At 59.7% G+C, this 20,473-nt stretch carries 19 protein-coding genes and 2 pseudogenes; 14 read left to right on the forward strand and 7 right to left on the reverse strand.

Going from position 1 to position 20,473, the window contains the following annotated elements:
- Positions 1-45: 45 nt before the first annotated feature.
- Positions 46-1,155 (reverse strand): Gfo/Idh/MocA family oxidoreductase, encoded by a 1,110-nt coding sequence (locus BR48_RS0100685; protein WP_027229575.1) that lies wholly within the window; start codon positions 1,153-1,155, stop codon positions 46-48.
- 133 nt (positions 1,156-1,288) lie between these two features.
- Between BR48_RS0100685 and BR48_RS0100690 the strand changes: the two genes are divergently transcribed.
- From BR48_RS0100690 to iolB, 6 genes are all read left to right on the forward strand, one after another.
- Positions 1,289-2,122 carry a MurR/RpiR family transcriptional regulator gene (locus tag BR48_RS0100690; RefSeq protein WP_027229576.1) on the forward strand — a complete coding sequence of 278 codons (834 nt, stop codon included), beginning with the start codon at positions 1,289-1,291 and terminating at the stop codon, positions 2,120-2,122.
- A 176-nt stretch (positions 2,123-2,298) separates the two neighbouring features.
- Positions 2,299-4,227, forward strand: coding sequence for a 5-dehydro-2-deoxygluconokinase (iolC, locus tag BR48_RS0100695; protein WP_027229577.1), 1,929 nt, complete (start codon positions 2,299-2,301; stop codon positions 4,225-4,227).
- Positions 4,228-4,277: 50 nt separating this feature from the next.
- On the forward strand, positions 4,278-6,128 hold the full coding sequence (gene iolD / locus BR48_RS0100700; protein WP_027229578.1) for a 3D-(3,5/4)-trihydroxycyclohexane-1,2-dione acylhydrolase (decyclizing): 1,851 nt from the start codon (positions 4,278-4,280) through the stop codon (positions 6,126-6,128).
- 105 nt (positions 6,129-6,233) lie between these two features.
- A complete protein-coding gene (gene iolE / locus BR48_RS0100705) occupies positions 6,234-7,118 on the forward strand; it encodes a myo-inosose-2 dehydratase (protein WP_027229579.1) in 885 nt (294 codons plus the stop codon).
- A complete protein-coding gene (locus BR48_RS0100710; protein ID WP_027229580.1) occupies positions 7,118-7,330 on the forward strand; it encodes a hypothetical protein in 213 nt (70 codons plus the stop codon). The genes iolE and BR48_RS0100710 overlap by 1 nt, the downstream gene beginning before the upstream one ends.
- 3 nt (positions 7,331-7,333) lie before the next feature.
- Positions 7,334-8,131 (forward strand): 5-deoxy-glucuronate isomerase, encoded by a 798-nt coding sequence (gene iolB, locus BR48_RS0100715; RefSeq protein WP_027229581.1) that lies wholly within the window; start codon positions 7,334-7,336, stop codon positions 8,129-8,131.
- A 23-nt stretch (positions 8,132-8,154) separates the two neighbouring features.
- Here the strand turns inward: iolB and BR48_RS0100720 are convergent, their stop codons facing one another.
- Together BR48_RS0100720 and BR48_RS0100725 are read right to left on the reverse strand one after the other, a co-directional pair.
- On the reverse strand, positions 8,155-8,796 hold the full coding sequence (locus tag BR48_RS0100720) for a DUF1109 domain-containing protein (protein WP_027229582.1): 642 nt from the start codon (positions 8,794-8,796) through the stop codon (positions 8,155-8,157).
- On the reverse strand, positions 8,783-9,340 hold the full coding sequence (locus tag BR48_RS0100725) for a sigma-70 family RNA polymerase sigma factor (RefSeq protein ID WP_027229583.1): 558 nt from the start codon (positions 9,338-9,340) through the stop codon (positions 8,783-8,785). Before BR48_RS0100725 ends, BR48_RS0100720 begins: the two co-directional genes overlap by 14 nt.
- A 288-nt stretch (positions 9,341-9,628) precedes the next feature.
- Between BR48_RS0100725 and BR48_RS23335 the strand changes: the two genes are divergently transcribed.
- The 4 genes and pseudogenes from BR48_RS23335 to BR48_RS0100755 all read left to right on the forward strand — a co-directional run bounded on the left by BR48_RS23335 (position 9,629) and on the right by BR48_RS0100755 (position 13,123).
- Positions 9,629-9,907: a hypothetical protein gene (locus tag BR48_RS23335; RefSeq protein ID WP_051614385.1), complete on the forward strand. Its 279-nt coding sequence runs from the start codon at positions 9,629-9,631 to the stop codon at positions 9,905-9,907.
- 70 nt (positions 9,908-9,977) lie between these two features.
- Positions 9,978-10,844, forward strand: a pseudogene (locus BR48_RS23340) (cytochrome b/b6 domain-containing protein).
- Positions 10,841-11,614: a molybdopterin-binding protein gene (locus tag BR48_RS0100750; protein ID WP_027229587.1), complete on the forward strand. Its 774-nt coding sequence runs from the start codon at positions 10,841-10,843 to the stop codon at positions 11,612-11,614. The pseudogene BR48_RS23340 and the gene BR48_RS0100750 overlap by 4 nt, the downstream one beginning before the upstream one ends.
- Positions 11,615-12,100: 486 nt before the next feature.
- Entirely contained in the window at positions 12,101-13,123 is a 1,023-nt protein-coding gene (locus tag BR48_RS0100755; protein WP_027229588.1) for a Tim44 domain-containing protein, read from the forward strand.
- Between the two features lie 62 nt (positions 13,124-13,185).
- On the opposite strand, the gene BR48_RS23345 is transcribed toward BR48_RS0100755, so the two are convergent.
- Both BR48_RS23345 and BR48_RS0100765 read right to left on the reverse strand, forming a co-directional pair.
- On the reverse strand, positions 13,186-15,759 hold the full coding sequence (locus BR48_RS23345; protein WP_051614387.1) for a DNA translocase FtsK: 2,574 nt from the start codon (positions 15,757-15,759) through the stop codon (positions 13,186-13,188).
- A gap of 160 nt (positions 15,760-15,919) precedes the next feature.
- The gene (locus BR48_RS0100765) at positions 15,920-16,543 is read right to left on the reverse strand and encodes a pyridoxamine 5'-phosphate oxidase family protein (protein ID WP_027229589.1); all 624 of its coding nucleotides are present in this window, start codon (positions 16,541-16,543) and stop codon (positions 15,920-15,922) included.
- Between the two features lie 104 nt (positions 16,544-16,647).
- On the opposite strand from BR48_RS0100765, the gene BR48_RS0100770 reads away from it, so the two are divergent.
- Positions 16,648-17,559, forward strand: a complete 912-nt coding sequence (locus BR48_RS0100770) for a LysR family transcriptional regulator (RefSeq protein WP_027229590.1) — start codon at positions 16,648-16,650, stop codon at positions 17,557-17,559.
- Positions 17,560-17,619: 60 nt separating this feature from the next.
- On the forward strand, positions 17,620-18,198 hold the full coding sequence (locus tag BR48_RS0100775) for an alpha/beta fold hydrolase (protein WP_027229591.1): 579 nt from the start codon (positions 17,620-17,622) through the stop codon (positions 18,196-18,198).
- Here BR48_RS0100775 and BR48_RS0100780 read toward each other — a convergent pair.
- Positions 18,195-18,824 carry a LysE family translocator gene (locus tag BR48_RS0100780; RefSeq protein WP_027229592.1) on the reverse strand — a complete coding sequence of 210 codons (630 nt, stop codon included), beginning with the start codon at positions 18,822-18,824 and terminating at the stop codon, positions 18,195-18,197. The two genes, BR48_RS0100775 and BR48_RS0100780, sit on opposite strands and share 4 nt — an antisense overlap.
- 166 nt (positions 18,825-18,990) lie before the next feature.
- Here BR48_RS0100780 and BR48_RS0100785 point away from each other — a divergent pair, with 166 nt between their 5' ends.
- The gene (locus tag BR48_RS0100785; RefSeq protein WP_027229593.1) at positions 18,991-19,266 is read left to right on the forward strand and encodes a hypothetical protein; all 276 of its coding nucleotides are present in this window, start codon (positions 18,991-18,993) and stop codon (positions 19,264-19,266) included.
- Between the two features lie 36 nt (positions 19,267-19,302).
- On the opposite strand, the pseudogene BR48_RS25640 reads toward BR48_RS0100785, so the two are convergent.
- Positions 19,303-19,482, reverse strand: a pseudogene (locus BR48_RS25640) (sulfatase-like hydrolase/transferase); the annotation flags it as partial.
- Positions 19,483-19,648: 166 nt separating this feature from the next.
- Between BR48_RS25640 and BR48_RS0100790 the strand changes: the two are divergent.
- Positions 19,649-20,473: sulfatase-like hydrolase/transferase (locus tag BR48_RS0100790; RefSeq protein ID WP_027229594.1), on the forward strand; the 825-nt coding region annotated here is incomplete at its 3' end.

Raw genomic sequence — 20,473 nt, forward strand, 5'->3', positions numbered from 1 at the left:
ATAACGCAACACGTTATAGAGGTTGAACGAAGTTGTGCCTGCGGGCTATCGGACGTCCACCCAGCGCTGTTCCTGGTAGGAGCGGGCCATGGCGTGAACAGTCCGCTCGATCTCGAGCCCATCGGCAAATTCGATCAAATGCGCGGGCGCGCCATTGATGCGCTTGATAAGTTCGTGGCACTCGATGATCTTCAGGTCGTTGAAACCAAGTCCATGGCCGGGCGCGGGGATAAATCGGTCATAGGGCTCGTGATGCGGCGCCGTGAGGATCGTACGATAACCCTGTTCAGTCTTCCGATCCGAGGTCACGTAGAGCTGGAACTCATTTGCGCGCTCCTGGTCGAACAGGATCGAGCCTTTTGAGCCGAAAATCTGCAGTGAGATACGCCCCTTGCGGCCCCATGCCGAGCGGTTGACCTGCAACGTTCCGGCGACGCCGTTTTCCATGTGCATGAGCACGCTGGCGCTGTCGAAGGTCTCTACGGCGCGATCGCTGCCATCCTCCGTCTTGCGCGTCGGATAGGGCCTGGACATGTCGCACATCACGCGCGACACGCGGCCGAATAGCGTAAACAGCAGCGACAGGGGATGCACCGCAAAATCGTCGAGTGCACCGTAGCCTGATGATGATGCGTGTTTCCAGTTGAACAGCGCATCGGGGTCGGCCATGAAATCTTCGTCCATCTCGATGCGCAGATGATTGACCTCGCCGATGATCCTTTCGGCCAGGAGCTTGCGAATGTGGCGGATCGCTGGTCCCTGGATGTAGTTGTACCCGAGTGCGGCCACTTTGTCGCTTCGCTTCGCTGCTGCAAGCATGGCTTCGGCGTCGGCGAAAAGCGGTGCCATGGGCTTCTCGCACCAGACGTGCTTGCCGGCTTCCAGCGCGGCGATTGCCATTTCGGGATGAAACTGATTTGGCGTCGTGATCGAAACGACATTGACTTCCGGGTCCTCGATCACAGAGCGCCAGTCGCCGGAGCCCTTCTGAAAGCCGAATTCGCCGGCTCTGCGCACTGCGAGTTCGGCGTTGGCTTCACCGAGATGCACAAGCCGCACCGGCCCCACATCGCCGAAGACGGCGCGAACCGAGTTCCACGCCAGCGCATGGCATTTGCCCATGAAGCCGGTTCCGATCAGCCCAACACCCAGCATCGCTCTCTCCCATCGCTTGCAGTTCCTGATTGAAATAATCTATAAGTGGAGTAAATGGAATAACTGATCCGTCTCGATATAAATATTTTGTCGCGGCGGGCACCAGTTGCGGGAAAGGATAGGGGTGGCGAGCATGGACAACGAGGCGGCCCTGCCGCGGGATTTCGATGCGCTGCGCACGATGATCCTCGATCGCCGCGAAGTGCTGCCCAAACGCCTCGCGCAGATTGCGGCTTACGCATTGAGCAATCCCGATGAGATCGCCTTCGGCACCGCCGCAAGTATCGCCCAGACAGCGGGCGTGCAGCCGTCGACGCTCATCCGTTTTGCCCAGCATCTCGGCTTCGACGGCTTTACCAGCCTTCAGGCGGTGTTTCGGGAACGTCTGCGCGAGCGGCAAACATCGTACGAAGAACGGCTATCGGCCCTGCGGGGTGACACGCACGGGCTTTCGAAGAACCGCACGATATTGAATGGCTTCCTTACGGCAGCGACGCATTCGATCGAGACGATTTCCCACAATGTGGAAGAGGATGTACTCGAACGGGCGGTCGACATTTTATCGGGTGCTGAGACGATCTATCTCCTGGCGCGCCGCCGCTCCTATCCTATTACCGCTTACATGGCATATGCATTCGGCAAACTGAAAATTCGCAACCAGCTGATCGAATCGACCGCCGGTATCGACCCTGAGATCATTTCCTTTGCCGGGCCCCGCGATGCCGCCATTGCCATCAGCTTCTCGCCATATGCTTCTGCCACGATCGAACATGCTGCGGCTTTATCGGCCCGAAATGTCCCGGTTGTCGCCATTACCGACAGCGCCTTCTCACCACTTGCCCAGTCTGCGAGCGTATGGTTCGAGGCGGCAGAGGGCGATTTCTCCGGCTTCCGCTCCCTCTCCGGCACCATGGCACTGGCAATGGCGCTGACTGTCAGTGTCGCGGAGAAACGCAGAAATACCTAGCGGTGCAATCTCGTCCTCATTCATAGCCAGGCTTGACGCATGAAATGCGCGTTCACTCTGGCTCGATTACAAAAAGAACAGACATTCCATATTGACGATTTGATAGAATTATTATTTCATATGGCAAAATTCCCAGGCTCAGCGAGCGGGACAATCAGCATATCGGGAGGACCATCATGGACGGAGCTGATACGAGCAAGCTGCTTGATGTCATAACGATCGGTCGTTCCTCGGTTGACCTTTACGGCCAGCAGATCGGCTCGCGGCTTGAGGACATTGCCTCGTTTGCCAAGTCCCTCGGCGGCTGTCCCACCAATATCGCTGTCGGTACGGCGCGGCTCGGACTGCGCTCGGCGCTTTTGACACGAGTCGGCGACGAACAGATGGGGCGTTTTATCCGTGAGCAACTGCAGCGCGAAGGCGTTGCGACGCAAGGCGTCATCACCGATCCGGAACGGCTTTCGGCGCTCGTCATCCTCTCGGTGGAAAACGACAAGAGCTTTCCGCTCATCTTCTATCGCGAGAATTGTGCCGACATGGCCATCGATGAAAGCGATGTCGATCCGGAATTCATCCGGTCGGCGCGCGCCGTGGTCGTGACCGGCACGCACTTTTCCAAGCCCAATACCGATGCAGCGCAGCGCAAGGTAATTCGCCTGATCAAGGAAGCCGGCGGCAAGGTCGTCTTTGATATCGACTACCGTCCAAATCTCTGGGGCCTTGCCGGTCATGGGGCTGGCGACAGCCGTTACATCGCCTCAGACAAGGTCTCCAACCATCTGAAGACGGTTCTCGCCGATTGCGACCTCATTGTCGGCACCGAGGAAGAAGTGCTGATCGCCTCGGGCGAAGCCGATCTTTTGAGCGCCCTCAAGGCGATCCGCGCCCTTTCCAGCGGGACCATCGTGCTCAAGCGCGGTCCCATGGGTTGTATCGTCTATGAAGGCGCCATATCCGATGACCTCGAGGACGGAATCGTCGGCAAAGGCTTTCCGATCGAGGTCTTTAACGTGCTCGGCGCCGGCGATGCCTTTATGTCCGGTTTCCTGCGCGGCTGGCTCGGCGGCGAAAGCCTTGCCACCGCCGCGACCTGGGCGAATGCCTGCGGCGCCTTTGCCGTGTCGAGGCTGCTATGCGCCCCGGAAATTCCGACTTACGAGGAACTGCAATATTTCCTAGAACATGGCAGCCGCTACCATGCGCTGCGCAAGGACGAGGCGATAAACCACGTCCATTGGGCGACGACGCGCCGCCGCGATATTCCGGCAATGATGGCTTTTGCGATCGATCACCGCGTCCAGCTCGAAGCGCTGGCAGAGAAGCTCGGCGCAGGGGCTGATAAAATCGAGGCCTTCAAGGAACTGGCGGTGAAGGCCGCCGCCAAGGTCGCAGATGGGCGCAGCGGCTACGGCATGCTGATCGACGAGAAGTTCGGCCGGGAGGCGATGTTCGAATTCGCCCGCCACAATTTCGATTGGCTCGGGCGTCCGGTCGAACTGCCGGGTTCGCGCCCGCTGCGCTTCGAGTTTTCACAGGACATCGGTTCGCAACTGGCGGAATGGCCGGTCGATCATTGCATCAAGTGCCTGTGTTTCTACCGGCCGGATGATCCGGCGGCGCTGAAGGAAGAGCAGCAGGCGAAGCTGCGGTCACTCTTCGAGGCCGCTCGCAAGGTCGGCCGCGAGCTCTTGATCGAAATCATCGCCGGCAAGCATGGCGAGGTCGATGACAACACTATTCCGCAGGCGCTTGAGGAACTCTATGCGCTCGGGATAAAGCCGGACTGGTGGAAGCTCGAACCGCAGGCATCGGCTGGCGCCTGGAAGAAAATTGAAGCGGTGATCGAAAAGAACGATCCGTGGTGCCGTGGTGTCGTACTCCTCGGACTTGAAGCGCCACATGACGAACTTGAGGCGGCTTTCGTTGCCACCGCTGGTGCCCCGATCGTCAAGGGCTTTGCCGTCGGGCGGACATTGTTCATGGATGCGGCGGAGAATTGGCTCGCGGGACGGATCTCGGACGAGGCTGCGATCGACGACATGGCCGGCCGTTTCGAAAAATTGACCAAGGCCTGGCTTGCCAGCCGCGACCGGCAGGCGGCATAGGACTATTATTGCCAGCGTCGGGATAGCGAACTTCCCGGGAGGAGACTGAGATGACCAAGACGATACGCCTGACCATGGCGCAGGCCCTGACGCGTTTCCTTAGCCGCCAGATGACGATGGTCGATGGCAAAAAGGTGCCGGTCTTTGCCGGGGTCTGGGCGATTTTCGGCCATGGCAACGTCGCGGGCCTCGGCGAGGCGCTCTATCAGGTGAGGGAGGAGCTTCCGACCTATCGCGCCCACAACGAACAGGCGATGGCGCATGCGGCGATCGCTTTTGCCAAGGCGAGCTTCCGCCAGCGGATGATGGCGGTGACGAGTTCGGTTGGACCCGGGGCCACCAACATGGTGACTGCGGCGGCACTGGCGCATGTCAATCGCCTGCCGCTCCTGCTGCTGCCCGGCGACGTATTCGCAAACCGGGTGCCTGATCCGGTTCTGCAGCAGGTCGAGTCCTTTGGCGACGGAACTGTTTCGGCCAATGATTGCTTCCGTCCGGTCTCACGCTATTTCGACCGCATCACTCGTCCCGAACAGATCATCCCGGCGCTCGCCCGCACCATGGCCGTCCTGACCGATCCGGCCGAGTGCGGACCGGTGACGCTTGCACTGTGCCAGGATGTGCAGGCTGAGGCATACGATTATCCGGAAAGCTTTTTCGAGGAACGCGTCTGGACTCGACGCCGGCAGCGGCCGGATCGCGACGAGCTTGCTGCGGCGGTTGCCGCGCTGAAATCGGCCAAGAAACCGCTCGTCATCGCGGGCGGCGGGGTTATCTATTCGCAGGCATCGAACGAACTTGCGTCATTCGTCGAGGCGGCAGGCATACCCGTTTGCGAAACACAAGGCGGCAAGTCCTCGTTACCGGACGTGCATCCTCTCAACATGGCCGCGGTCGGCGTGACGGGCACCTCGGCGGCTAACCGGCTCGCGCAGGAGGCGGATGTCATTCTCGCCGTCGGAACGCGGCTTCAGGACTTCACTACAGGGTCCTGGGCATTGTTCCAGAACGCGGAGAAGACCTTCATCGGACTGAACGTCCAGCCCTTTGACGCGACAAAACATCGGGCGCTGCCGCTTGTCGCCGACGCCAGGGAAGGGCTCGAGGAGCTTGCGGCCGCCCTCAAGGATTACCGCGCCCCGATAGATTGGACCGGCAATGCGAAAGGCGGCAAGGAAGAATGGCAGCGGGCGGCGGCCAAGGTGACGGGACCGACCAATGCGTCCCTGCCTTCCGACGCGCAGGTGATTGGCGCCGTGCAACGCGCCATGGGCGCGCAGGCGACCGTTTTGCACGCTGCGGGCGGATTACCGGGGGAAATGCACAAACTCTGGCAGGCGGGCGCTCCCGGTTCCTACCACGCCGAATACGGCTTTTCCTGCATGGGTTACGAGATCGCCGGCGGTCTCGGAGCGAAGATGGCAAAGCCCAACGACGAGGTCGTGGTGATGATCGGTGACGGCTCGTATCTGATGCTGAATTCGGAGATCGCGACTTCGGTCATGCTCGGCCACAAGATCAACATCGTGCTGCTCGACAATCGCGGCTATGGCTGTATCAACCGGCTGCAGATGGGCACCGGTGGCGCGAATTTCAACAATCTTCTCAAGGACACGAAGCACGAGGTTCTGCCCGAGATCGACTTTGCCGCTCACGCGCGCAGTCTTGGCGCCATTTCCGAAAAGGTAGCCTCCATCGCGGAGCTCGAAAGTGCCCTGGCACGCGCCAAGCAGAACGATCGAACGACGGTGGTGGTTATCGATACCGATCCGCTGATCTCGACCGAGGACGGCGGTTTCTGGTGGGATGTCGCCGTACCGGAGGTCAGTGCGCGCAGCGAGGTGAACGATGCGCGGCGGAACTACGAAGCAAAACAGAAACTGCAACGGGTTGGTGATTGATCAGGCAAGTCGCTGCCCTTACCCTCCACTTGTGGGCAGGGTCGAAGCGAAGCGACGGCGCCGATTTACAATCTCAAATCAACCCAGAACCAAAGGAATGAAAGAATGATCCGCATCGGGGCGAACCCAATCGGCTGGTCCAATGACGATATGCTTGAGATCGGCGGGGACATACCGCTGGAGACCTGCCTCGAGCAGGCGCAGGCGGCCGGCTTCACCGGCATGGAACTCGGCAACAAGTTTCCGCGCACCGCCGACAAATTGCGGCCCATTCTCGAATCTTACGGCCACAGCCTCGTCAGCGGCTGGTATTCCACAGAACTCCTGCTGCGCGATGTCGATGCGGAACTTGAAGCCGCAAAGGCACATGCGACCTTGCTCAAGGATATGGGCTGCTCGGTGCTGATCGCCGCGGAGACGTCCAATGCCATCCATTCCAACAAGGATATGCCGCTCTCGGCTCGCCCCGTCCTGCAGAAGGCTTCCTGGACGGTGTTTGGCGAGCGCTACACGCGTTTTGCCGAGGCCATCCAGCAGATTTACGGCCTGCAACTCGTCTACCATCACCATATGGGCACAGTGGTTCAGGCCGAGTGCGAGATCGACCGGTTCATGGAAGCCACCGGCGCACCGGTGCACCTTCTTCTCGATACCGGCCATGCGACGTGGGGCGGCGCCGATCCGGCGCGGCTTGCACGCCACTACAAGGCGCGCATCAGCCATGTCCATTGTAAGGATATTCGTGAGGACGTGATGTGGCGCTCGAACCGCGAGGACTGGTCGTTTCTCGATTCCGTCCTTGCCGGCGTTTACACGGTTCCTGGCGACGGCATGATCGACTATGTTCGGGTTTTGAAAGAACTGAAAGGGTACAGCGGCTGGGTTGTGGTCGAGGCTGAGCAGGATCCGGAGAAGGCCGATCCGGCCGTCTATTCGAAGCTTGGATACGCCAATCTCAGCCGCTTCATCAAGGAAGCAGGTCTCGCTTGATCAAGGACTCGAACCATCCGTTTTTCCGTCCGCTGTGGCGCCGTATTGCCGTGGTTGCCTTCTGTGTTGCCTGGGCGATCTTCGAGTTTGCCACCGGCACGCCGTTCTGGGGTGTCATCGCGCTCGGATTTGCCGGCTACGGCGTCTGGCAGTTCTTCATTATCTACGATGCGTCGGAGCAGCAGCCGGACCCTGAGAACAAGAAGGAGTAGGGCATGTCGAAATTGCTCATCAAGGCAGCGCCCGGCAAGGGACGTGTTGCGCATGTGACGCCGAAAAGCGCGGGCTGGACCTATGTCGGCTTCGACCTGCACAAACTGGACGAGGGCCAATCTGCGAGCGGCACCACGGGCGACAAGGAAGTGTGCCTCGTCTTCGTGACCGGCAAGGGCAGGGTGGTCGTCGATGGCGAAGATCTCGGCATCCTTGGAACCCGCATGTCGCCGTTTGATGGCAAGCCCTGGTCCGTCTATCTTCCGCAAGGCAAGGAGTGGTCGATCGTCGCCGAGACGGCCGTCGAGCTTGCGGTATGTTCGGCGCCGGGCCTTGGCGGCGGACTGCCGGCGCGAGTGATTTCCCCCGACGATCTCGGCCAGGAAACACGGGGCAAGGGCACCAATACGCGCTATGTCACCAACATCCTGCCGGAGAACGAGCCAGCGGATTCGCTGTTGGTGGTCGAGGTCATCACGCCTGGCGGGCATACATCCAGCTATCCGCCGCACAAGCACGATCAGGACAATCTGCCGGCCGAATCCTATCTGGAAGAAACCTACTACCATCGCTTCCATCCGCCGCAGGGTTTCGGTTTCCAGCGGGTCTACACGGATGATCGCTCGCTCGACGAGGCTATGGCGATCGAGGATGGCGACGTGGTGATGGTGCCAAAGGGTTACCATCCCTGCGCCGCCTGTCATGGCTACGACCTTTACTATCTCAATGTCATGGCGGGACCGAAGCGCACCTGGAAGTTCCACAATGCTGCCGAACACGAGTGGCTGATGAAGGCGTAGCGCGTCACACTACGCCCAGGGACTCACCACCGCAGAACATACCGCCCCACTATCGCCCCGATGAGGCCGGTTACGAGCACGCCCAGCGTGTACCACATGGCGATGAATGGCATGCCGCTTTCAGTGCAATGAAACGAATAGACGAATGAGGCGATCGCCCCGGCCGCCAGGCCGGCAGCGGCGCCCGCAACTGTCAGCCGCGTTGGAGCAAGGCCGCGCAATACCCAGAATGCTGCAATGAGCAGGGGCAGCGAGAGCATGACGATGTTGAACGTGCACACGCTGACCGAACGGCCCTTCATCATTGCCATATATTGTTCGGGGGGCGTTGCCGCGAGCTCGGCAAAGGCGAGGAAACTGATCACGATGATTGCTACCGCCATCAAGGCAAGGCTAACGCGGATGCTGCCGAGCGGATGGGCGATGCGCTTTACCGCCCAGCCGCCAGCGGCGGCAAGCGCAAGCGTATAGGCGAACTTGACCCAGAACGGCGTCGTGCCCATGGCTGTTGCCATGTCAGGCCTCAGGCCGAGCCAGAAATACATGAGAAGCGCCGAGGCGATGGAGCCAAGGCCGAGCCCCGCAGCAACGCGGCCAACGACGGCCATGGGTGACACCGGCTTCAACTCGCCTGTCAGACGCGCAATCAGGTCATTTGTCGTCATTGGCAGCCCGCCCTTTGAGCTTCGTCGCTATGGCCTTTATTCCTCTGTGAATGCTGACCTTGACCGTCGTTTCGGTAAGGCCAGTGCTTTCCGCCACCTCGGCGATGGACTGTCCTTCGATCCTGGTGCGGCGGATCAGATCGCGCGTTCTTTCCGGCGCCGCTTCAAGCAGCCGCTCGACATCCATGCGGTCGCTTGCAGCGTCGGATAAATCCGTCGCAAACAGGTCTTCCACATCGTCGAGGGGCACAGTGGCCCGGATGCGGTTGCGCCGGAAATGGTCGATCAGCTTGTAACGCGCAATAGCATGCAGCCAGGCCGTAAAGGGCCTGTCGATCTCATATGTTGCCCGCCGCGTGTGCAGCGCCATCAGCGTCTCCTGCACCAGGTCGTCGGCATCGCCCTTGTGCGCATCGGACAGCCGCCGCAAGAAATAAAAGCGCAGATGCCTCGCCACCTCGTTGAGAAGGGCTCCATAGCTGCGCGCATCGCCGGCAAGGCTGGCGAGCATGAGTTCCTTCAATCGCGTTTCGAGCGAAAGCACTCTCATTCATCCTTTATTCGCAGGCATGGCGAAAAGGTTACAGATGAGAGCCAAGCCGCCGGCGCGTCAATGGCTTGCGCCGTATTCCACTAAAGAATGATCACCAATGCGTGATGCTGTAACCGATCCGTGCCTCACCGCGAACTGCTTCATGTGATCGGCGCACAGCCGGCGTGACAGCGAGAGCAGAGAATTTCCGGCAACGACCGGAAGGCAAGGATGCGGAATGTGTCCCGAAACTAAAGGACGCGTCGCACCGTATCTACTTCAAACCAAAGGAGAAAACCCATGAACACTCTCATTCGCCGCATCGCCGTTTCGGCTCTCATTGCTGGCGCCGGCATTGCCGGGGCAAACGCGGCATCGGCCGCGGAGGCAATGAAGCCGATGACCAAATCCGATTGCATGAAGCATGCGGGCATGGAGAAGGACGCCATGAAGAAGGATTCCATGATGAAGGAATGCGACCAGATGGCGATGAAAAAGGATACAATGAAATCCGATACAATGATGAAGAAGAGCGGCACCTCAGATGCCATGGGCACGATGGCGCCCAAGAAAAAGTAACATGGAGATCGTGCGTGGCGGGTGAGTTCGCCACGCATAATTGCAGCCGCTTCGGCTTTGGAGGCCGTCCATGACAAGCATTGCACAATCCGAAACGGCGAAGTCGCGCAAGGTGCTCTTCTATCGGCATTCGGTGCTCGTGCGTATCACGCATTGGCTCAACGTCCTCTGCCTGAGTTTTCTTTTGATGAGCGGCCTGCAAATCTTCAATGCCCATCCGGCGCTTTACTGGGGGCAATACGGCGCCGATGCGAGACCCGATCCATAGTTCATTTCAATCGGCGCGGTCGAGGATGGCGATACGATCAAGGGCGTTACCCGTATCGGCTCCATCTCTCTTCCGACGACCGGGGTCCTCGGTGCATCGATCGTCGATGGCGAACTTGCACCGCGCGCCTTCCCGTCCTGGATCACGATTCCGAGCTATCAGGACCTTGCCACCGGCCGGCGCTGGCATTTCTTCTTCGCCTGGTTCTTCGTCATCAATGGTTTCGTTTATCTCCTCTATGGCCTTCTCGCCGGGCATTTTCGCCGCGATCTTGCGCCGACCCGAACCGAACTGACGCCGGGCCATCTTGCCCACGAGGTTGCCGAACATGCGCGGCTGCGCTTTCCAAAAGGCGAAGCGGCCCGCCATTACAACGCCCTGCAAAAACTTGCCTATGTCGGCGTGATCTTCGTCCTGCTGCCGCTCATGGTCCTCACGGGGCTGACGATGTCACCGGGGTTCAACGCGATCTTTCCATGGCTGCTCGATCTCTTCGGCGGCCGCCAATCGGCGCGGACCATCCATTTCATTACCGCCTCGCTCCTCGTCGCCTTTGTCATCGTCCATATCGTGATGGTGCTGGTTTCAGGCGTCTGGAACAATTTGCGCTCGATGAGCACCGGCTATTATGCGCTGCGCGTCGAGCCTGAAAAGGAAAAGTCGACATGAGCATCGACCTGACCCGCCGCCGCTTCCTCATCGGCTCCAGCGTTGCGGCTACCGGGCTTTTGACCGGCTGCGACGCGCTCGTCCAGAGCACAACCGTCAACGATATACTGCAACGGGCAGAATCGCTGACAATGGGAGCCCAGCGACTCTTGATGGGGCACCAGCCCCTGGCGCGCGAATTCAGCGAAGCCGATCTTTCACCGGTGTTCAAGCCGAATGGCACGTCGGAACCGGGCAGCGAGGAGTATGCCCAGCTCAGGGAAACCAACTTCGCCGACTGGAAACTCGTCGTGAACGGAATGGTGCAGCGGCCATTGGAGCTCTCGCTGGCTGACCTCAAAGCCATGCCGTCACGGACGCAGATCACCCGGCACGATTGCGTCGAAGGCTGGAGCGCAATCGGCAAATGGACAGGTGTCCCGCTTGGCCTCGTACTCGAAAAGGCGGGGCTTGCTCCCGGCGCGCGGTATGCGGTGTTCTATTGCGCAGACGAACTGGAGCAGACCCTCGATGGCAGCGGCAAATATTACGAGAGCATCGATCTCGTCGACGCCTGGCACCCGCAGACGATCCTCGCCTATGCCATGAACGGCAAGGAACTCGAAGTGGCGCACGGCGCGCCGCTACGGCTGCGCGTTGAACGCCAACTCGGCTACAAGCACGCCAAATATGTGATGCGCATCGAGCTCACCGACAGTTTCAGGGGTATTTGGGGCGGGAAGGGCGGCTTTTGGGAGGACCGAGGCTATGAATGGTATGCGGGTATTTGAGACCTGCCTAAAGGGGCGACTCAACGGTCGTCTGTGGCGACTGTCGCAGGGGACCGTTATTGTCTGAAAACAGCGCAAGCGCTCCCAGCAAGGCGAAAAACGTCAAGAGCACGAGTATTACGACGCATTGATGAACCAATAGTTCGGTCCCTCATCTGGAGATTCGTGTCTCGCTGCAGACCTGATCCACAACGTCGGCTGATCGTAGAAGAGAACCCATTCCCCTTAAGTGCCGCGCCATCGCAACAGCAGGCATCAAGCCTAGCGGTTGATGTGGCGAGAATACGACGATGCCCGGGATGGTGTTATTTACAGGCGCCGCTTCGCTGGTTGCCGCAAGAGTGCTTGCTCGGGACGAGAGCCCAAGGAAGCACGCTTTCAACACGACGCCAGCGAAAAACTTGCCGCCGATCCTTCAAAAGCCCGCCGGCTTTCACCATATGCGGCGCAACAGATGTTTCGTAACATGATTGAGGAGACTGTTGCATGCTGCCCGTTCTAAACCGCTTAAGCCGGATTGCCGCTATTCTTGCCCTGGGCATGGCGGTGTCATTCAGCGTTGTCCATGACGCTGACGCCCGGCGTGGTGGCGGCGGGTTTGGCAGCCGCGGCGCCCGCACGTTTCAGGCGCCCGCGCCGACGCGCACGGCGCCGGCTCCGGCAGCGCCAATCGAGCGCAGCATGAGCCCGCGGCCCGATGCGGCCCAGCCCTCTGCCGCACAGCCGCAATTGGGCCAGCAGCAGCGTCCGGGTCTTTTCGGCGGCATGGGCCGCTCACTCATCGGCGGTCTGCTGGTCGGCGGCCTGATCGGCACCTTGCTTGGCCACGGCTTCGGCGGTGCAGCCGGGTTCCTCGGCATGTTGCTGCAGATCGGGCTCCTTATTGGCGTGGTGATGCTTGCGATGCGCTTCTTCCGCTCGCGCCAGACGACCATGGCGCCGGCAGGCGGGCCTGCATTCGGCCGCAGCGCCGAAGGCAATGCGCCCTCAAACGCGTCCTTCAGAATTCCGACGATCGGTTCGGGTTCAGGTGCGGCGGGAAATGCCAACTACAGTAATGGTGGCGGCTATCAAGCGGCGGCAGCTTCCGCGGGCGGCGACGAGATCGGCCTGAAACAGGATGATCTCGATCGTTTCGAGCAGCTTTTGACGGAAGTGCAGACTGCCTATGGCAAGGAAGATTATGCCACGTTGCGCAAGCTGACGACGCCGGAAGCCATGTCCTATCTCGCCGAGGAACTCGGCCAGAACGCAACCGATGGCCTGCGCAACAGCGTTTCCAGCGTAAAGCTGTTGCAGGCGGATATTGCCGAAGCCTGGGCCGAAGGCGATACGGAATATGCGACGACCGCCATGCGCTATTCGAGCATCGACTCCATGGTCGACCGCGAAACCGGCCGCATCGTCAATGGCGACGAGAAGGAGCCGAGCCAGACCACGGAAGTCTGGACCTTCGTGCGCAAGCCCAATGCGGACTGGAAGCTTTCAGCGATTCAGGACGCCGCTTAATTCATTCACAAACAAAAGGCCCGCGCTTTACCGGCGCGGGCCTTTTGCGTTTAAATGGGTCGTTAGTCCACATCGTCCATCATGGCGCTTTCCCTACGGCCATGCAGGATTTCACGCTTGCCGACATGGTTGGCGGGCCCGACCAGGCCTTCCTTTTCCATCCGCTCGACCAATGATGCCGCGCGATTGTAGCCGATGCCGAGGCGGCGCTGGATATAGGAGGTCGAGCACTTCTTGTCGCGCAGCATCACCTTGACGGCCTGTTCGTAGAGTTCGTTGCCATCCTCGGCTGCCATGGCGCTCTTGTCGAACACTGCGCTGTCCTCGGCTTCCGGCTCTTCTTCTTCGCTCTCGTCCGCCGTCACGGTGTCGAGATAATCGGGCTGGCCCTGCGCCTTCAGGTGCGCGACGATCTTCTCGACTTCCTCGTCGGAAACGAAGGGACCATGGACGCGGGAGATACGCCCGCCGCCGATCATGTGCAGCATATCGCCCTGGCCGAGAAGTTGTTCGGCGCCCTGTTCGCCAAGGATGGTGCGGCTGTCGATCTTGGAGGTGACCTGGAAGGAGATGCGGGTCGGGAAATTCGCCTTGATGGTGCCGGTGATGACGTCCACGGAGGGGCGCTGCGTCGCCATGATCAGATGGATGCCGGCGGCGCGCGCCATCTGCGCCAGGCGCTGGATGGCGCCTTCGATCTCCTTGCCTGCGACCATCATCAGGTCGGCCATTTCATCGACGATGATGACGATGAACGGCATCGGCTTCAGATCGATGGCTTCCTGCTCGTAAATCGGCTCGCCCGTGCCCTTGTCGAAGCCGGTCTGCACAGTGCATGTGACCGTCTCGCCCTTTTCGGCGGCGCCGGTTACGCGCGCATTGAAACCGTCGATGTTGCGCACCCCGAGCTTCGACATTTTGCGGTAGCGATCTTCCATCTCGCGCACCGCCCACTTCAGCGCCATGACCGCCTTTTTCGGGTCGGTGACGACGGGTGTGAGAAGGTGGGGAATGCCATCATAAATCGACAATTCCAGCATCTTCGGATCGACCATGATCAGCCGGCACTCGTCCGGCGTCAGCCGGTAGAGGAGGGAGAGAATCATGGTGTTGATGGCAACGGATTTGCCCGAGCCTGTCGTTCCGGCAACCAGGAGATGCGGCATCTTGGCGAGTTCAGCAATCACCGGCTCGCCGCCGATAGTCTTGCCAAGGCAAAGCGCGAGCTTGAACTTGGTCTTGTCGAAATTCTCCGAGGCAACCATCTCGCGCAGATAAACCGTCTCGCGCGTCGTATTGGGCAATTCGATGCCGATCACGTTGCGGCCCGGGACGACCGCTACGCGGGCCGAGAGCGCCGACATCGAACGCGCAATGTCGTCGGCAAGGTTGATGACGCGGGAGGATTTTACGCCGGGGGCGGGTTCGAATTCATAGAGCGTCACGACCGGCCCCGGCCGAACGTGGATGATCTCGCCGCGCACGCCGAAATCCTCAAGAACGCTTTCGAGGAGGCCGGCATTCTGCTCCAGCGTCTCCTGCGAGATCGTAACCGCATCCTGCGTCACCGCCTCCTGGAGCAGCGTCACCGGCGGCTTTTCATACCCGCCCGAATGCGTTGCTGCAATCGCACGGTTCGCGGCCGGTGCAAGCGCGAACGGGCGGGGCGCGAGCGGCTGTGCAGAGCGTACGATGTCGCGACGCTTTGGCGCTTGGGTCGGTTCAATGACGATCGGTGTCCGCTCGGCCTCGATCACGACCATGGGTTCGATGGTTTCCATAACGATCTCGGCCTCGATCACTTCCGCTACGATCGGCGCGGACGTTTCGATGAGCCTTTCTTCAACCGGCTCGGAATCCAGTGGCGGTGCCACAAGCCGGGGCTTCGGCGCTGCCTCCAGGACACCTGCCGGCGTGCACTCGACGATGCGAAACCGGGCGGTGATTTCATCAAGGCTGAAGGCCGGCTTCGGGTTCGGCCGCGCCGGCGCGACAATTTTCGGCGCTGTATCGAGGGGAATATCCATCGAATCAAAGAAGGCAAAGTCCGAGACATAGGCGAGGGGCGAGGCGCTTACCGGCGGTAGCGACGCTTGCCCCACTTCGGCGGCCCGAACGGGTGCGGGTACCTTCTGTATACGTGCGGATCCCAGGCGTGGCGCTGCCGCGACGTGTGGCGTTTGCGGAACAACGGGTGCTTGCGGCACAGCGATTGGAGTGGGCTTGGCTGTGGACGCGGCCGGCCGAGGCGCCGGCTTGATCTCCGGCAGCTTGCCCTTCAGGAGTTCGCTGTCGGGCGTGCGGGTAAACCGCACATTCTCGGAAAGCGAAAACATGCGTTTGGAGATTGGCAGGGACGGGTCGTCAGCGTTCATCGAGTTTGTCCGCTGCGGGCGTATGGCCGGGGACACCGGACGGGCCGGCACCGCAGGCGTGATGCTGCGGCGCACGTCGACAGGTTCATATTGGGCGCTCACACGGCGGGGCGGCTCGGCGGCGCGTAGCGGCGCTTGTGCCGGCGCGGGCGCAGCGACCGGTGCCTCATATGGAGGGACGCGATTCGGCACCCGCTCCAATTCGGTCTCGAACTCATATTCGTCTGTTTTAATTGGAAAATTTGTTCTTGGGATGCGCATGATGCCTGCAAACGGAATGGTGTGGTGTTACCCGATGGGCTCCCTATTTGAATAGAAAACCAAGGTTAACAACTCGCTACTTTTGCCGGTTGCAGACCGCCTATTTCACCTGCGTGGCAGCAGGGCAACAGCGTGCAAATCCCGCCGAAAATCGATTGGGTTACTGCGAGGATTGCGCTTTACGCAGACGTGCTACCTCGGCCTCGAGCTCCTTGATCCTTACGTCACGCCCTGCGACGATTGCTTCGACCTCCGCAGCCTCGAATCGCAGGGGTATATGTTGCGGGCAGTTCGCATCCCAGGCAGCAACCCTGAAAATGATTACCTGTTCCGGGCGGGCCCGATAGTTCTCGGGCATGAGCTTGGCGGTGAGTTCGGCGTCTTCGACCACCTCGGCCTCGCCCCAAAGCTTCACGCGCTGGCGCGTACGGTAGTCGATGAGAAAAAGGTAGGCCTTTGAATTGTCGGCGAGGTTGCCTTGCGTGATGTACTGCCGATTGCCGGCAAAGTCGGCGAAGGCGATCGTATGGTCATCGACAACGTGCATGAACCCCGCCGGGCCGCCGCGATGCTGGATATAGGGCTGGCCTTCCGCATTGGCGGTGGCAAGGAAAACACTGGTCTGGCTCTCGATAAAGGCGACGAGATCGGGAGTGAACCCCGTCCGCCACGAGCCACGCTCTTCCATGCTGGCATAACCGGCGCGCGAACCCTTGCGCGCCTGGATCGATTTTACCGTCGGCGTGAAGGCTACATCGCTTGAATAGGCAGGGGCGGACGACATGACTGTGACCTCGTGCGTTGAACGTGACGCATATATAGCTTCTTTCATCAAATCGCAGTAGAAAGGGAAATCGGGAGTTATCCTACCAAAATATGGAAGGCTTGATGGATCGTCTTGATGCAATGGCCGTGCTTCTGGCTGCCGTGGACGCGGGCAGTCTATCTTCGGCCTCTCGACGGCTAAACATGCCGCTTGCAACGGTAAGTCGCAAAGTCGCCGAACTTGAGGCTCACCTCGACACGCGTCTCCTGATACGCTCGAGCCGGCAGTTCGAGCTCACCGACGCCGGGCGCGCCTATGTTGAGGCGAGCAAAATGATTCTGCAGCAGGTCGAAGAAGCGGAGCGGATAGCTGCCGGGGAGTTTGTAGCGCCAAAGGGCGACCTGACCGTCACCGCGCCCATCGTTTTCGGCCGTTTGCATGTGCTGCCGGTGGTAACCGAATTCCTCAAGGCCTATCCGCAGATCAATCTGCGATTGAGCCTTAGCGATCGGCAGGTCAATCTGATCGAGGATCACATCGACCTTGCCATCCGCATTGGCAATCTGCCGGACAGCAATCTTGTGGCGACGAAGGTCGGGATGATCCGACGGGCGGCCTATGCAAGCCCCGCCTATCTGTCAAGACGTGGTACGCCCGCGCGCCCGGAAGAACTCGCGACCCATGACTGCATCACCTTCGAGGGATTCAACTCGCCCAGGATATGGACCTTTGTCGAGGGAAAGCGCGAGGTCGACGTTCCTGTGCAATCGCGGCTCAGCGTGACGACCGCCGAAGCGGCGGCCGACGCGGCGGCAGCCGAGCTCGGCGTTACGCGATTGCTCTCCTACCAGGCGCAAGGCGCTGTCTCCGCTGGAAAACTTGTCCTCCTGCTTGAAGACTTTGAACCGCCGGCATGGCCGGTAAGCGCGGTCTATGTCGCGCAAGGGCGGACTCCACTGAAACTTCGCGCATTCGTGGATTTTGCCGTTCCATTGCTACGCGAGAGAATGGCGGCATTGTCCCTTACCACCTGAGGTGCCTGTGCGCCGGGCCCGCGTCTTGTACCCGTCAGTGCAGTCGCATAAAATCGGGAGATGGCCAGAGATATCCTCTTCGTTCAAGGCGCCGGGGAAGGTACCCACGATCACTGGGACGACAAGCTTGCGGAGAGCCTCCGACAGGAACTCGGTGCCGCCTATCCGGTCCACTATCCGCGCATGCCCGATGAGGGTGATCCGAAGTATGCCGCCTGGAAAGGTGCGTTGCTCAGCGCGTTCGATGGCCTGGACGACGGTGCAATTCTTGTCGGCCACTCGGTCGGCGGCACGATCCTGCTGCACGTCCTCGCGGAATCGGCCTTACCACGCGCGTTTGGCGGGCTGTTCCTGATAGCACCGCCTTTCATCGGCGAAGGCGGGTGGCCGGACGATGACATCGGGGCGTGCGACGACCTTGCGGATCGACTTCCGCCCGGCATTCCCATCTATCTTTATCGCGGAACGGCCGACGATGTGGTGCCCGCCGCGCACACGGACCTTTATATGAAAGCTCTGCCGCACGCGTTGATGTGCGTGCTCGAAGGCCGGGACCATCAGCTCAACAATGATATGCGCGAGGTCGCGCGTGACGTTCGGGCGGTCACCGGACGGAGTGAGGAGCCGACAGGAGACTAGCTGCGCTGCAAGGCGAGATGGGTGCCGAGACCGACGAGCAGGGCGCCGCCGGCCCGCTGCATGAGCCTGCGGGCGTGGTTTGAGCGCCGGAGCCGCGTGACAATTGCCCCAGCGAGAAAGACGCAGACGATGTCGGCGGATGAAAACATCAGGTTGACGATTGTTCCAAGGATCAGGAACTGTACCCAGATGGGGAATGCCGCCGAAGCATCAATGAATTGCGGCAGGAACGCCATGAAGAAAATGGCGGTCTTGGGGTTAAGCACTTCGACGCTGATACTCTCAAGGAATGCGCGGCGGCCGGACTTTGCCTCAATCCCGGGCAGCGCGACATCCTCGACCCTGGCACGAAACAACGAGATGCCGAGCCAGACAAGATAGGCAGCACCGGCAAGCTTCACCAGCATGTAGAGCATTGGCACGGCGTGAAAGAGCATCGACAGGCCCGCCGCGGCGGCAATGACATGGACATAGCAACCAAGATGAATGCCGAGGGATGCCATCAAGCCCGCACGGCGTCCGCGCGCGATCGTCTGGGCGGCGGCGTAGAGCATGGCTGGCCCTGGAATATAGGCGAAGATCGCCGTCGTTATCAGGAACGCGATCAACAATTCGCTCGATGGCATTTCTCTGCTCCGGTGCGGGAGGTTCGCCCTGACTGGGCCCAAGCATTCAATACTGGCAAGCGCTGCAAAAGTCATCAAGGATGGCCAAGAATGACGTTCGCCATCAAGGCACAAATTGAGTTAAGTTGCGACGCTTTGCTTTGCGCTCACCTTGCTGAGGATAGTCATGATCAGACCAGTAACGGCTCTTCTTTCCTTGGTCTTTACCATCGGCCTGCATTCCCCGCCCGCATTTGCCGAGGACGACAGCACATCTCAGCTTGCAACCATAAACAAGATCATAAGAGGCGAGGGCAAACCCGGCGAAACCGCGACAGCCAAGAACGGGGAAGTTGTCTACACGGTTCTGGAAGGCGGCGTCGTTGAAATCAGGAACTTGCGCTACAACACGCTGCAACGGTTCAATACGATAAAGCAGGGCGATAATAACAGGTCAAAATAGCACCATGGACTGGTCGCTGGCGTACTGCTGTCTGAGCACCGTTGTCATCTCTGATCGCTTTGGAATCCGACCGGTTTGAATCGCAGCCCGTCCGGGAATGCAGCTCGGTTGAGCATAAAAGGACGTGAACATGATTCCGTCCTTCGCAAGCTGATCAATGTTAGGCGTGGGTATGCCTCTGGCTGCACCCCCAAGATAGGGACCAGTGTCTCCATAGGAGGCACAATATTTTCCTAGTTTTTACTATGCTCTTGGGGAGTAAAGTTGCATCGCCTGAAATTCGGACAAGCATTTACGCGCGGATTTACCGTAACGTACTTCCACCGATGAATTTTCACGCCTGAATTGCAATCGCATTGTAATCTCTTGAGGAGAATTTCCGATGAAGGATACAAAGACCGGAAAGTCGGACGGAGCACCTTCCGTCAGCCGCCGCGAACTTTTGCTTGGCGGCAGTTCCCTTGCCGTCGCGGCCCTTGCTGTGGCCTCCACCGTGGATCGAAGTAACGCGCAAACTCAACAGCCAGCCGCCGAAGCCCAATCCGGCGGGTCAGGTAAGCCGCCGAACATTCTCGTCATATTTGGCGACGATATTGGTATTCCACAGATCAGCGCCTACACAATGGGGTTGATGGGGTATCGTACTCCGAATATCGACCGCATCGCAAAAGAAGGCGCGATCTTTACGGATTCCTATGGTCAGCAAAGTTGCACTGCGGGACGTGCGTCCTTCATTCTCGGTCAGGAGCCCTTTCGCACCGGACTTCTTACTATAGGTATGCCGGGCGATCCGCACGGTATCCAGGATTGGATGCCAACCATTGCCGATGTAATGAAGTCGAAAGGATACGCCACAGGCCAGTTCGGGAAGAACCACCTCGGCGATCAGGATCAACACCTGCCGACAAATCATGGCTTTGACGAATTTTTCGGCAATCTCTATCACCTGAATGCTGAGGAAGAGCCCGAGGGATATTTTTATCCGAAGGATCCGTCGTTCCGAAAGCAGTTCGGCCCGCGCGGTGTGATCAAGTCGAGTGCGGATGGAAAGATCGAAGATACGGGCGCGCTCAATACCAAGCGGATGGAAACCATCGATGAGGAATTCCTTGCTGCTGCCAAGGACTATATCGATCGCCAGCATAAGGCAGACAAGCCGTTTTTCGTCTGGTTCAATTCCACGCGGATGCACGTCTTCACGCACCTT

Origin of the sequence: Phyllobacterium sp. UNC302MFCol5.2 (assembly GCF_000686005.1) — a bacterium.
GTDB lineage: Bacteria > Pseudomonadota > Alphaproteobacteria > Rhizobiales > Rhizobiaceae > Phyllobacterium > Phyllobacterium pellucidum.

Bases quoted from the DNA above. Each gene is read 5' to 3' on its own strand.
- BR48_RS0100690 (WP_027229576.1), top strand. From the start codon at position 1,289: ATGGACAACGAGGCGGCCCTGCCGCGGGATTTCGATGCGCTGCGCACG.
- iolD (WP_027229578.1), top strand. From the start codon at position 4,278: ATGACCAAGACGATACGCCTGACCATGGCGCAGGCCCTGACGCGTTTC.
- BR48_RS0100765 (WP_027229589.1), bottom strand. From the start codon at position 16,543: ATGTCGTCCGCCCCTGCCTATTCAAGCGATGTAGCCTTCACGCCGACG.
- BR48_RS0100785 (WP_027229593.1), top strand. From the start codon at position 18,991: ATGATCAGACCAGTAACGGCTCTTCTTTCCTTGGTCTTTACCATCGGC.
- BR48_RS0100775 (WP_027229591.1), top strand. From the start codon at position 17,620: ATGGCCAGAGATATCCTCTTCGTTCAAGGCGCCGGGGAAGGTACCCAC.
- iolB (WP_027229581.1), top strand. From the start codon at position 7,334: ATGTCGAAATTGCTCATCAAGGCAGCGCCCGGCAAGGGACGTGTTGCG.
- BR48_RS23335 (WP_051614385.1), top strand. From the start codon at position 9,629: ATGAACACTCTCATTCGCCGCATCGCCGTTTCGGCTCTCATTGCTGGC.
- BR48_RS0100755 (WP_027229588.1), top strand. From the start codon at position 12,101: ATGCTGCCCGTTCTAAACCGCTTAAGCCGGATTGCCGCTATTCTTGCC.
- iolC (WP_027229577.1), top strand. From the start codon at position 2,299: ATGGACGGAGCTGATACGAGCAAGCTGCTTGATGTCATAACGATCGGT.
- iolE (WP_027229579.1), top strand. From the start codon at position 6,234: ATGATCCGCATCGGGGCGAACCCAATCGGCTGGTCCAATGACGATATG.
- BR48_RS0100750 (WP_027229587.1), top strand. From the start codon at position 10,841: ATGAGCATCGACCTGACCCGCCGCCGCTTCCTCATCGGCTCCAGCGTT.
- BR48_RS0100685 (WP_027229575.1), bottom strand. From the start codon at position 1,155: ATGCTGGGTGTTGGGCTGATCGGAACCGGCTTCATGGGCAAATGCCAT.
- BR48_RS0100770 (WP_027229590.1), top strand. From the start codon at position 16,648: ATGGATCGTCTTGATGCAATGGCCGTGCTTCTGGCTGCCGTGGACGCG.
- BR48_RS0100780 (WP_027229592.1), bottom strand. From the start codon at position 18,824: ATGCCATCGAGCGAATTGTTGATCGCGTTCCTGATAACGACGGCGATC.
- BR48_RS0100720 (WP_027229582.1), bottom strand. From the start codon at position 8,796: ATGACGACAAATGACCTGATTGCGCGTCTGACAGGCGAGTTGAAGCCG.
- BR48_RS23345 (WP_051614387.1), bottom strand. From the start codon at position 15,759: ATGCGCATCCCAAGAACAAATTTTCCAATTAAAACAGACGAATATGAG.